Source organism: Sphingopyxis sp. H073 (assembly GCF_001468395.1).
GTDB lineage: Bacteria > Pseudomonadota > Alphaproteobacteria > Sphingomonadales > Sphingomonadaceae > Sphingopyxis.
The window spans coordinates 286,352-298,805 of record NZ_LNSG01000003.1; the positions used below are offsets into that span (position 1 = coordinate 286,352).

The window sequence follows — 12,454 nt, forward strand, 5'->3', positions numbered from 1 at the left end:
GGAGGCATTTCCCATTCTATTGTGGCAATCTCAGATAAAAGCGAGTCAATATTTAAATCTGCACTGCCAGTTCCACTCAAATATGCCCTGATCTTGTTAAGAACTGCATCTGCCGTTGTCATATCAAATGCCCCAATAATCTAAATAAATGAAACATTTGAAATACGCTTTGCTTTCGCATTAATTCTAGAGCTTGACAAAATGTCCCTCTCTTTGAAATATAAAATTATTAGATCTTTGGCGCTTATTCCATGAAACAATCCAGAAGATTCAACATCTTTTCTAGAAAAAATCCAGTTGTCATAAAATATGGCCTTTCCGTCAGTCTCGTCGAAACTGCTATTAGGACTCTCGACCTTCTCGCAATAAAGCTTCCTTTCCAAACCATTCCCCTTGATCGTAAGGGCAGATCCATCACGGAATGACTGGACGTACATTTCGAACCCGCTGGTCCCGAGAATCAGACTAGCTTCACTCCAATGTACATTTTCGATATTTTGGTCAGTCACATTGTTCTCCGCAGGTACACGTTGCACGCATTCACAACTAGCGATCCATTCTCGCAAGTAAGATGCGGGAAAGCCAATAATCTCAACTGCCTATTTGGAATCATCGACTGGAAACGAGTTCTGCAAGCGCCTGCTTCGTGGCGCCCACCAATTCGATCCCTGCCGAAGACGGCACTTGGATTACATGGGCATCCAACGTGACAGGATCGACTCGAAGCATACTGAAGCCCCGGCCTGACAGCGGCCCCGTCACGAGGTCCGCCATCATGAGTTCGGCATGTCGGTTTAGCTCCGTCGCGAATGGCGCGATGAATTCGATCAGCCAAAGGCGATCTCCCGCCCTCCATTCCCTTTCTTCCAGGCGGAGTTTCTTGGCACGGAGTCCGGCAAGCATCTTTCGCTCTCCCACCTCGCCAAGCAACGCCCAAAGCGCAACCCCCACGGGACGTTCGCCGTCACGGAAGATGTGGAATTGCCGGTGGAGGATTGCAGGCATCACAAGCCAATTCAAATCACCCACGGTGATGTCGCGATGGTTACGAGACTGGCTCAACAGCCAAGTGATTTCTCCCAGCGCATGGCTGACCGTCACAGGAAACTTCGCACCGGCAGTGCGGCCACGGGATGTCACGACGCCGCGACCTTTCGGTTCTCGGCATGCGCCTCGATTTTCGGAATCCGAACCAGAATCGCCTCCCTCGTCAAATGTTATCGTCTCGGATTTTCTGTCGGAAAACAATCGACAAAAGGACCAATACGGATACTTTTAACGCGCAGTTACGGCGTCGGCAGGACTTCCGCGGCGATCAAGAAAATGGTTAACGCGATCATGGCTTCAATCGGATTGCTCGACCGACGGGAGAAACGTCGCAATGGCGCATTGAGAATTGGTGCCCGGATCAGAAAACCCATCCGACCATAATAAGCGGAGCTTTCACACCTTGCCTCGACGGCATGCGCGAGGGTTCGTCGTGATCTGATCCACGCGACCACTCAGCCGAAGCGCTCAAACTTGCAAGCCAGTCAAACAATAGCCCGCGCCTACGCTCAACCGCTGTCGGACCGCAACCGACCCACGACGCAAAAATCAGTCCGACTTCCTAAGAGATCGCAACTGAAGAAGCCTTTCCCTTGCCTCCGACAACCCTGGCGAATTCGTGGATTCGCCTGCGGGTATGGCGCGGCCATATCTCTCGTTGCCGACGGGTGGCGAATAAACATATCGACCGTTGCGATCTGATCTCGCCGCTTGCACATAAAGCTTTTCCGCGTGCGAAAGGTCGCGCGGGACGCCGTCGCCGTATTCATACCGAATGCCCAACTCCAACTGAGCAAGCTTGTTGCCCGACGAGGCATGACAAGTCAGGTCGCTCACTGAAGCAGAGCGGTAGTCCGATATGGAGCCGCATGTTTCCCGATGAGCGCAACTCGATAAGAGAACAGGTAGAATTAAAATCTTTAACATTTTAATCGCTTCCATTAAGTCCTCCTGAATATTTACTCCATAATTTTACAAAAAATGAGATTCTTCGCTGATATCTCTCTTCTAATATATATAATAGCGTAGAATATCCGGATTACGACCGATTTATTCTACCGTTCTCGCGCAGCCTCATCCAAGGACCGCGTTATGGGCGATAGCAAATACTGGATTATCCGACGCTCGCCAGTTTTGATTTCCGCCTGAACGGCCAAACCCGGCCCGATTGGCTGACTGCCGCCGTCAACGTAGATCGTTCGGCGCAGCAACCGGATACGCGTCGTATATACGAGCCCCGGCTGCACCATACGGCCATCACGATCACGCTGCTCCGCGGCGCCCGGCTCGCTCGTATCGACCGCATCGCTGCTGATGCTTTCAACAATACCTGGGACGACACCATAATCAGTGAAGGGGAAGGCTTCGAGCTTCACGCGCACCGGCTGACCTTCTCGGATGAAGCCAATGTCTTTGTTCTGGATGCGCGCCTCTACCACGGGGTCTGCATTGTCCGGAACGATGATCATCAAGATTTGCGCCGGTTGAACAACACCGCCAATCGTCGCGATTGCAAGCTGCTGTACCGTTCCCGACACAGGCGCACGCAACTGCAAATAAGCTTGGCGCCGTTCGGTCTTGATGACCTCTCCCTGCGCCAATCCCGACCTCTCTTGGCTTTCGGCCAATTCAGTAGCCGCTATCTTACCAAAGCTGCCACGCAACCTCGCAAGCTGCGCGTCGATATCAGCGATGGTCGCGCGCGCACGCGCAGCATTTGCTTGCTGAACCTCGACATTTTGGACGTGTTCAATTTTGAGCTGCTCATACTCGAGCAATCGGATTTTCGAGAAATATCCTTTTTCGGATAGCTCGCGCCGCGCCGCGAGCTGCTGCTCAACGATAGGCAATGTCTGCTTCAGTTTCGAGATTTCAGCATTTACGCTGGCCATTTCCGCAACTTTTTCTGCGCGTTGTTGCATCAGGCTCGCCCGCTCTCCCTCATATTCAGCCACGGCCGAGCGGACGTACTGCGATTGCGTTTTGGCAATATCATCCGGCGTTCCAGCGGGCGCGGCGAAACGCGAAGCCTTCCCGTCCAAATGCCCAAGCAGCGCCCTATTCCGAGCAGCATCGATCTGGGCGTTACGCAGCCCATTGTTAGCCTGCTCGGCTTCAGCACCGATCACCGTCGGATCGAGCTCTATAAGCAATTGCCCAGCCTCTACATGTTGACCATTCTTAACATGGATTGCTCGGACATAACCGATCTCGATCGGCTGAATCTGTTTCACATTGCCGGAAGGAATCACCTTGCCGCTCGCAGTCGCAACGACGTCGACCCGGCCGACAATCGACCAAATCAGTGCAATGACGAAAAGTCCGCACAGCGAGAGCATCAGCCAGCGCCAGCCCGGGCTCGGCGGCTTCTCGACGATTTCGAGCGCGGCGGGCAGGAATTCATGGTCGGTGCGCGGTTTCGCTGCCGCATCGGCGGCATCCTGCAGGCGCCAGCTCGTCCTGAGGATCGCCCAGTGACGCGCAAACGCGGGGAAACGTTCGCTGAAGCGGTTGCCGAGGCTCATGCCGCGGTCACTCCCATCTGCTTCGTATAGAGCTGCGCATAGCGTCCACCGGCACGGAGCAATTGCTCGTGGCTGCCCTGCTCGGTGACCTCGCCCGCCTCGACGGTGATGATCCGGTTGCACTGGCGGACGGCCGACAGACGGTGCGCGATGATAATCACGGTGCGGCCGTTGGCGATACTCGCGAGATTGTGCTGGATGATTTCCTCGCTCTCGGCATCGAGCGCCGAGGTCGCTTCGTCGAAGATCAGGATGCGCGGATCGTTCACGAGTGCACGCGCGATCGCGATGCGCTGGCGCTGACCGCCGGACAGGTTCGCGCCGCGCTCCTCGATCACCGTGTCATAGCCGTGATTCATCTGGAGGATGAATTCGTGTGCGCCCGCAAGTTGCGCCGCTGCCATCACGCTTTCCATGGGCCGCGTCGGATCGCCCAGCGCGATATTCTCGCGCACCGTCCGGTTGAAGAGGATATTCTCCTGCAGCACGACGCCGATCTGGCGCCGGAGCCAAGGCGGATCGACAAGTGCCAGGTCGACGCCGTCGACGAGCACGCGCCCCTGTTCGGGAATATAAAGGCGCTGCACCAGCTTGCTCAGCGTCGACTTGCCCGATCCCGACGGCCCGACGATGCCGAGCATTTCGCCGGCCTTGAGTTCGAGCGTAATCCCGCGCAAGGTTTCGGGCATGTCAGGGCGATAGCGGAAACGCACCTTGTCGAAGCTGACGTCGCCGCGGATCGGCGGCAGGCTGGCGCGACCCGGGTTATATTCGGGCTCGGCGGGCGTGTTGAGGACGTCGGCGAGGCGGTCCACAGAGATGCGGACCTGCTGAAAGTCCTGCCAGAGCTGCGAGAGACGCAGGATCGGCGCGGCAACGCGGCCCGAGAGCATGTTGAAAGCGACGAGCGCGCCGACCGACAGATCGCCCGCGATCACCGCCTTCGCGCCGAAATAAAGGATGGCGACGGTCGTCAGCTTCGAGACGACCTGGATCAGGTGGCTGCCGGTGTTGGCAAGCTTGGCGACATCGAACCCGGTGTTCGTATAGCCCGAGAAGAGCTTTTCCCAGCGGTCGCGCATCTGCGGTTCGACCGCCATGGCTTTGAGCGTTCCGATCCCGGTCACGGTCTCGACCAGGAAGGACTGGTTCTCCGCGCCGCGGCGGAATTTCTCCTCGAGCAGGACGCGCAACGTCGGCGAAATGGCCATCGAGATCGCGACATAGCAGGGGATCGAGAGGAGGACGATCAGCGTCAGGAAAGGCGAATAGAGGAGCATCACCGCGAAAAAGACGATCGTGAAGAAGAGATCGATGACGACCGTCACCGCGTTCGAGGTCAGAAACTGGCGAATATTCTCGAGCTCACGAATGCGCGCGACGCTGTCACCGACCCGCCGCGCCTCGAAATAGCCGAGCGGCAGGTTCAGCAAATGGCGGAACATTTTCGACGACAGCTCGCTGTCGACGCGGTTCGTCGTGTGCGAGAAGAGCCAGTTGCGAAGCGCCGACATCACCGTCTCGAACAACAGGATGACCGCGAGCCCGAAGGCGAGCACGTCAAGCGTCGTCATCGACTGGTGGACGAGCACCTTATCGATCACCAGCTGGAAGAAGATCGGCGACACCAGCCCCATCAGCTGGAGAAAGAAAGAGCCGATGAGTACGTCGCGCAGCGGCTTGCGGTATTTGACGAGCGCGGGGATGAACCAGGCAATGTCGAAGGGTCGCTTGTCCCCCGCCATCGCCTCGCGTGAAGTCAGGAGCAGCAGCTTGCCGGTGAAGCGCTCGGCCGCCTCCTCCGCAGTCCATATTTCGGGTCGCTCGGCATCGCCGCGCTGCACGAGATAGCGGGGCTTCAGGCTCGCATCCTCGATCTTGAGGACAATTACATTGCCCGCGGAGCGGCTTTCGGCGAGCGCGGGGAGCGGAAGCTTGACCAGTTCGTCGGGCCGCGCGGTGCGAATCCTGGCGATCAGCCCGAGCCGTTTTGAAATGCGCGCGAAATCCTCGACCGTCCAGGGATCGTCGCCGCGCCCGCGATCGTGGATTATTTGCGCCGGATCGGCCGCCGTGCCGAGAAACTTCGCGAGCAGGATGAAACAGGTCAGCGAGGGATCGAGCGGATTTTTCTGCTCCGGTCGGCTGGGGTCTGCGGCAGACGTCCGTCCAGCCACATTCTCTCCGTCCATTTCCGACATGTGTTACCCCATTAGACTGAACACTGCCCCAGCGAACCCGAATCGCACTCCGCGGTCAAATCCAAGTCGGCAGTTTTCGGCCTCTACCATTCTTTATTTCGTAGAGAACTAGGCATCTCAAATTGCTATTTAATCTGGATACGATTCAGAGACGGTCACGACCTTCCCGCCGTTCTAGGTTACCAAATCAGGCTTGGCCCGTGCCCTACATTGCTAACTCCGATCAAATGGCAGTTTCGAATTTCCCGCCATCACGAATGCGCCCCAATCTGTCATCAATTGCAACCGGAGCGCCTTGAGATCACTCCTGAGATATGCCTTTTCAACCGCAGTGCCGACGCTGTGAGCTAGAGCCATCTCGGGAACCATCGCGGGAACGTGAGGCAGTTTCTCCGCTGCCCAGTCGCGAAAGCTCGAGCGAAAGCCGTGGACCGTTTCGGACCGTCCGGCGAGCTTCATCATCCTAGACAGACTCATGTCAGTGAGCATCAACCCGTTGCGCGAGGGGAAAATCAGGCCGTCATCGCCGAAGCGATCCCGCGCGAGTTTCAGAACGGCAGCCGCGTGATCGCTAAGCATGACCACATGAGGCTCTCCGGACTTCATGATCGAGGCTGGTCGTCGCCATTCTCGTGCCCGCAAATCAACCTGGGTCCAATCGGCTTTCCTGACCTCTCCGCTTCTAGCAGCCGTCAGGATAGTGAACATCAGTGCGAGACGGGCAGGCGACGCTTCTTTCACTCTTTCCGAGGCGAAGAATTTTGGCACCTCCGGAAAAGGCAGCGCGGAATATCCCTTAGATTTGGGTTGCCTGGCCAGCCCGCGACTTAGATCGGCAATTTCTGGCACCGATTTGGAGCGCCATCCATTTGACTTGGCAAATGCGAGAACTTGCAGAATGCGGTGCCGGACCTTGCGGGCGATCTGCGGCTTCGTCGTCCATATAGGAGCCAGCGCGCCGAGAATATGTGACGTCTCGATATCGCCTACCCGTTTTCCTCCTAAAGACGGAACCGCGTGCAGATCCAGGGAGGCCTTGAATTGGAGGGCAGTCTTCTCTGTCCACCCCTTGCCAAGTTCGGCATAAGCAAGTGCAACAGCCTCTTGGAAAGTAACAATGCGAATCTTCCCCCGGTCACGCTCGGCGATCGCGTCATCGCCTAGCCGAGCAACTCTCCTAAGCCGAGCAGCTGCATCGCGCGCCTCGGCCAATGTCACATAGTCCACCGAGCCCAATCCGATGTCTTGCCGTCGACCCTGATGCTGCACGCGCAAAATCCACGATCGCGACCCGCTAGGCTTTACGCGGAGATAAAGGCCTTTGCCGTCGCCATAAGTGCCGGGACGGGCATTCTTCACTTTCAGGCAGGTCAAATTCGTCATGTGGAGCCATCATTTCTGTCCCCACATTCATACCCACATCACGTTTGCGCTGCAGAGAAATGCAAAGGAATTTCTTGAGATGATTATATCACAATTTCAATGAGAAAGATACCCATCTGGGCATCCCATGAGATAGCCTGAAAACAGGAAAAAATGGCTACCCGGGGAGCCAACTTCTCTGAAATTATCTCGCCTCGTCATCGGTCAGAGGTCGTCCATAGTGTGGCTCCCACAAAGCCTTCGCCTCATCGACAAAGGCGGCCGAGAAACTTGATGGACGGACATCCGGAAGCGTGTCTGCGGCGCGAAGCCGCTTGACGCCCTCTCGCTTTCTGCTGGCTGAATAGTCGTGCAATTTCACTGATCCCGTCAGCGTCATGATATTCCGATCCGGTGAACGCGAGCCGCCGCTTCGCCTGCGTCCGGAGCATGCTCCGCCGTCACCTGGAGCAAGAACCCGCGTCGCCGTTCGGCGAAAGATTTGACCGCTTCGATCATAGCCATCTATGGTCTCCACAACCGTCGGCCGGAGACCCGAGCATGAGCAACATCGCGGATTTTCGATCCCAGCTGATCGAGCTCTCGGCGCGCGCTGCCAGAAGGCCGGAGGATTTCGGCGAAGGCGTGCGCCTGCTTTTCTCGTGCGGAAGCCGCAATCTGCCATCGGCGCTCGCCCAGGCCGAAGCCTGCGGCATGGAAGCTCGGGGCGTTGGCCGGCGCCATATCCTCGTCGAAGTCCAGAACCGCGCGCCGACGGCTGAATGGCTTGCCGGCGAAGGGGCAGCGATAGCGGGATATTTCGAGAGCATCGGGGGCGTCAATCCGCAGATCGGCATCGACCGGGGTCCGGTCGACATCGACGACTAGGCACGCGAACCAGCTTCGGGTGAAAGCCCGCAGGCCCGCATTCCTGTCGGCACCATGCCCGGCAACCCGGATGGGCTGACCCCGGCGCTTTCCCTTACTGCCCCGTCCAGTTCGGCTTGCGCTTCTCGGCGAAGGCCGCAGCGCCTTCGCGCGCATCGGGCGACTGAAACACCTCCGGCAGAAGCGCGTCCTGCCTTTCCCATCGCTCACCCTGCGGCCAGCCGCGCGACTCGCTGATGATCTGCTTCGACACGCGTACCGCAGCCGGCCCGTTGTCCGTGATTTCGCGGGCGAGTGCCATAGCCCCGTCGATCGCCGGCCCTTCGCTGATCCGGTTGATTAGCCCCAGCGCCATGGCCCGCTCGACATCGACAAAATTGCCCGTAAGCGCCAACTCCATGGCGACACGATAGGGAATCTGGTCGGGCAGACGCATCAAACCGCCTGCGCCCGCTGCGAGGCCCCGCTTGGCTTCGGGTATCCCGAACTTCGCCCCGGCACTGGCAACGACGAGATCGCAAGCGATCATCAGTTCGAGCCCGCCGGCAAGTGCATAACCATCGACTGCGGCAATGAGAGGTTTAACGGGCGGCTTCAAGACCAGTCCGCCGAAACCGCGTCCTTTGACCACCGGGCTCTCCCCCCGCAGGAAGCCCTTGAGATCCATGCCCGAACAGAAAGTGCCGCCGGCGCCGGTCAGTATGGCCACGCGCAACGCAGGTTCGGCGTCGAGACGGTCGAGCGCCTCCGCAATGCCTTCGGCCACCGCCTTGTTCATTGCGTTCCGTGCCTCGGGCCGGTTCATCGTGATGACAAGAATCCCGTCTTCAACGCGCGTCGCAAGCTCTTCGCTCATAAATGTTCCTCCTTGATAACCGGGCAAGCTGTCCGCCCGGGCGACCTTCGCGCCGATGTCCCCGATTCAACCGGTGCGCTCGTGCGCCCAGTATCGATCACGGATCAGCCTCTTGTATAATTTCCCGGTATCGAGCCGCGGCAGCGCGGGATCGAAATCGACCGAGCGCGGACATTTGACCGGACTGAGGTTCGAGCGGCAGAAGTCGATCAGTTCCTGCGCGAATTCGGGCGTCGCATCAGCGGGGTCGAATGGCTGCACCACCGCCTTCACCTCTTCGCCGAAATCGGAATTGGGAACACCGATCACCGCGGCATCGGCGACGCGCGGATGCGTGATGAGCAGATTTTCGGTTTCCTGCGGATAGATATTCACGCCGCCCGAAATGATCATGAAGCTCTTCCGGTCGGTCAGGAAGAGGTAACCATCGGCATCGACATGACCGATATCACCCAGCGTACTCCATTCCGGATGCGCGGGATGACGCGCATCGCGCGTCTTTTCGGGATCGTTCAGATACTGGAAATCCCAGCCGCCTTCAAAATAGACGAGGCCATCGACGCCCGGGGCCACCTCCTCGCCCGCTTCATTGCAGATATGAAGCGTTCCCCAGTCGGCGCGTCCGACCGATCCCGGGCGTTCGAGCCATTCCTCAGGCGTGATGAAGGTCGATCCATTGCCCTCCGATCCACCGTAATATTCGTAGATGATCGGCCCGAGCCATTCGATCATCTGCCGCTTGATTCCGATGGGACAAGGCGCCGCGGCGTGGACGATCTTGCCGAGTGACGAGAGGTCGTAGTGCAACCGGACAGCCTCGGGCAGCGCGAGCAGGCGGACGAACATCGTCGGAACCATCTGCATGAAGGTCACCCGGTAGCGCTCGATCAGGCGGAGCGTCTCTTCGGCGTCGAATTTGTCCATGACCACGAGCGTTGCGCCGAGGCGGTGCGCGACCATGCCATAAGCGAGCGGCGCGGTGTGGTAGAGCGGAGCCGGCGACAGGATTACACTGCCCTCCCCGACACCATAACGTCCCGATATGCGCTCGGCGAGCATGTGGGGCTCGTCGGCAGGACCGCCTGTCAGCGGCAGGCGTATTCCCTTCGGGCGCCCCGTAGTGCCCGACGAATAGACCATGTGAAAGCCGGCCGATTCATCCGCAATGCGATCCGCCGGTTGGGCAGCAAGAGCCTTCTGCCAGGACAGGAGCCCATCAAGTCCGCTACCGAGATCGAAAATGTCGGCCACCCCGGGGACCAGCACGGCGCGATCGCGAACGAGGGTGGCTGCTGCCGGGATATCGGCGTGGGTTACGAGCAGCCGTGCCTGGCTGTCGTTCGCGATATAGGCGGCTTCCTCGGCGGTCAGCTGGCTCGATATCGGGCAGATATAGAGGCCCGCACGCTGGGCTGCCCAGTAGATCTGGAAATATTCGAGACAATTTTTCAGCCAGATAGCGATCGTGTCGCCTGCGGCAATACCGCGTGAGCGGAAGAGCTGCGCACCGCGGTTGGCGATGGTTTCCAGTTCGCAATAGCTGACCGAGACACCGCTCGCAGCCATGACGATTGCCGGCCGATCGGGGGCTGTCTGCGCAAATTGCCTCGGATGCATCCCCGTCCCCCTCTCCGTGCACACGCTTTTTGAGTTATATAACTACGTTTACTTTCTTTGTCGATTGACTTATTGATGTCGGGAAAGCGACAGGTGGCCGGATCCGAACGGCGACGGGAAAGGATGGAAGAGGATGGATTTGAGACCGGGATCGCGATGGAAGAGCGCGGTGTGCGACGCGCAACTGGTAGTGGTCCGCCCGCCGAGCAGTGCCGGTGAACTGCAGTGCGGCGGGGTCGCGGTCGTCCCTATCGACGATATGAGGGCACCGACCGGCGCGATCGACCCGCGGTTCGCGGACGGCGTCGCGATCGGAAAACGCTATGTCGATGAAGCAAGCGGACTCGAAGTGCTCGGTGCCAAGGCCGGTGCGGGCTCGCTCGCCTTCAACGGGGTCGCGATGGCGATCAAGGGTGCTAAGCCGCTGCCGGCCTCGGACTGATATCGATGCGGACGCCGCTGCTCCTCGATATTGCCGCCGATGCCTGTCCCGATCGCCCTGCGCTCGGCGGCGGCGAGGAAGGTGATGATTTCGCTTCCTATCGCGCTCGTGCCAGCTGCGTCGCAGCATGGCTCGCAGCGCAAGGAAAGGCGAACACCGCCTTTCTGGGGATGAACGGCACAGCGCTGCCCGTGCTGGTCTTCGCCTGCGGTATGGCCGGGACGCCTTTTATTCCGCTCAATTACCGCCTCGCGGACGACGACCTCAACAAGCTCGTCGCCCGAAGCGCGCCGTCGACCCTGATCGTCGACGACGACATGCTGCCACGCATCGCGCCAACCGACGGCGTCACGCTCATCGCCCGGAGCGATTTCGAGGCCGAGTTCATGGCGGGGGCGCCCCCCGAAAAAATCGACCTGCCGGAAGCCGAGAACGAAATTGCCGTCCTGCTGTTTACCAGCGGCACGACGGGCGACCCGAAGGCCGCGGTGCTGCGTCACGCCAATCTGACATCCTATGTCATGTCGACGGTCGAGTTTCTGGGCGCGGGCGAAGAGGAAGCGGCGCTGATTAGCGTCCCCTCCTATCATATCGCGGGGATCTCGGCGATATTGACCGCGGCCTATGGCGGGCGGCGGATCGTCTATCTGCCCGCGTTCACTGCGGAAGATTGGGTCGCGACCTGCGCCGCGGAAGCCATCACCCATGCGATGGTCGTGCCGACAATGCTCGACCGTATCCTCGACGTCATGGAACGGACCGGCGAGACGCTGCCCGCGCTGCGCGCACTTTCCTATGGCGGCGGCAAGATGCCCGAACCGGTCATCGCGCGCGCGCTGGCGAAGTTGCCGCATGTGGCCTTCGTCAATGCTTATGGCCTTACCGAAACCAGTTCGACGATCGCGCTGCTCGGCGCCGAGGATCATCGCGCCGCCTTCGCCTCGGACGAGCCGGCCGTTCGCCGCCGGATCGCGTCGGTCGGCCAGCCGCTTCCGAGCATCGAGCTCGAGATCCGGCGCGAGGACGGCAGCCCGTGCGCGCCCGGCGAGCAGGGCGAGATCCATGTCCGCGGCGAGCAGGTGTCGGGCGAGTATTTGCACAAAAAGGCGATCGCCGACGACGGCTGGTTCGCGACCAACGACGCCGGCTGGCTCGACGAGGGCGGCTACCTGTTCGTCGAGGGACGGCTCGACGATGTCATCGTGCGCGGCGGCGAGAATATCTCGCCGGGCGAAATCGAGGATGTGCTGCGCAGCTTCGACGATATCGCCGATTGCGCCGTACTCGGTATTCCCTGCGTCCGATGGGGCGAAAAGGTGGTGGCGGTTATCGTCTCAAAGTCGGGTCAACCCGATACGGTGGCGATGGCGGCGGCGATACGCGCGAAACTACGCTCGACCAAGACGCCCGAGCAATGGTTCGTGCGCGACGCCCTGCCCTATAACGAGACCGGCAAGCTGCTGCGCCGGGTCCTCAAGGCCGAACTGGCGGAAGAGGTCTGCGCCGGATAGGAAGG

At 59.4% G+C, this 12,454-nt stretch carries 9 protein-coding genes; 3 read left to right on the plus strand and 6 right to left on the minus strand.

Features of this window, described 5'->3' with window-relative positions:
- Positions 1 to 609 precede the first annotated feature (609 nt).
- The 4 genes from ATE64_RS06860 to ATE64_RS06875 form a co-directional block, all read right to left on the minus strand.
- The gene (locus tag ATE64_RS06860; protein WP_058453991.1) at positions 610 to 1,101 is read right to left on the minus strand and encodes a toxin-activating lysine-acyltransferase; all 492 of its coding nucleotides are present in this window, start codon (positions 1,099 to 1,101) and stop codon (positions 610 to 612) included.
- A 1,001-nt stretch (positions 1,102 to 2,102) separates the two neighbouring features.
- The gene (locus tag ATE64_RS06865) at positions 2,103 to 3,572 is read right to left on the minus strand and encodes an HlyD family type I secretion periplasmic adaptor subunit (RefSeq protein WP_058453992.1); all 1,470 of its coding nucleotides are present in this window, start codon (positions 3,570 to 3,572) and stop codon (positions 2,103 to 2,105) included.
- Positions 3,569 to 5,773 carry a type I secretion system permease/ATPase gene (locus ATE64_RS06870; RefSeq protein WP_231729218.1) on the minus strand — a complete coding sequence of 735 codons (2,205 nt, stop codon included), beginning with the start codon at positions 5,771 to 5,773 and terminating at the stop codon, positions 3,569 to 3,571. The genes ATE64_RS06865 and ATE64_RS06870 overlap by 4 nt, the downstream gene beginning before the upstream one ends.
- A 213-nt stretch (positions 5,774 to 5,986) precedes the next feature.
- Positions 5,987 to 7,156, minus strand: coding sequence for a site-specific integrase (locus tag ATE64_RS06875; protein WP_058453993.1), 1,170 nt, complete (start codon positions 7,154 to 7,156; stop codon positions 5,987 to 5,989).
- A gap of 393 nt (positions 7,157 to 7,549) precedes the next feature.
- Between ATE64_RS06875 and ATE64_RS06880 the strand changes: the two genes are divergently transcribed.
- On the plus strand, positions 7,550 to 8,023 hold the full coding sequence (locus tag ATE64_RS06880; protein WP_156417336.1) for a hypothetical protein: 474 nt from the start codon (positions 7,550 to 7,552) through the stop codon (positions 8,021 to 8,023).
- 94 nt (positions 8,024 to 8,117) lie between these two features.
- Here ATE64_RS06880 and ATE64_RS06885 read toward each other — a convergent pair whose 3' ends face one another.
- Together ATE64_RS06885 and ATE64_RS06890 are read right to left on the minus strand one after the other, a co-directional pair.
- The gene (locus tag ATE64_RS06885; protein ID WP_058453995.1) at positions 8,118 to 8,879 is read right to left on the minus strand and encodes a crotonase/enoyl-CoA hydratase family protein; all 762 of its coding nucleotides are present in this window, start codon (positions 8,877 to 8,879) and stop codon (positions 8,118 to 8,120) included.
- A gap of 66 nt (positions 8,880 to 8,945) precedes the next feature.
- On the minus strand, positions 8,946 to 10,496 hold the full coding sequence (locus ATE64_RS06890) for an acyl-CoA synthetase (protein ID WP_058453996.1): 1,551 nt from the start codon (positions 10,494 to 10,496) through the stop codon (positions 8,946 to 8,948).
- Positions 10,497 to 10,629: 133 nt separating this feature from the next.
- Between ATE64_RS06890 and ATE64_RS06895 the strand changes: the two genes are divergently transcribed.
- A complete protein-coding gene (locus ATE64_RS06895) occupies positions 10,630 to 10,938 on the plus strand; it encodes a hypothetical protein (RefSeq protein WP_058453997.1) in 309 nt (102 codons plus the stop codon).
- A gap of 5 nt (positions 10,939 to 10,943) precedes the next feature.
- On the plus strand, positions 10,944 to 12,449 hold the full coding sequence (locus ATE64_RS06900) for an AMP-binding protein (protein ID WP_058453998.1): 1,506 nt from the start codon (positions 10,944 to 10,946) through the stop codon (positions 12,447 to 12,449).
- Positions 12,450 to 12,454: the final 5 nt, after the last annotated feature.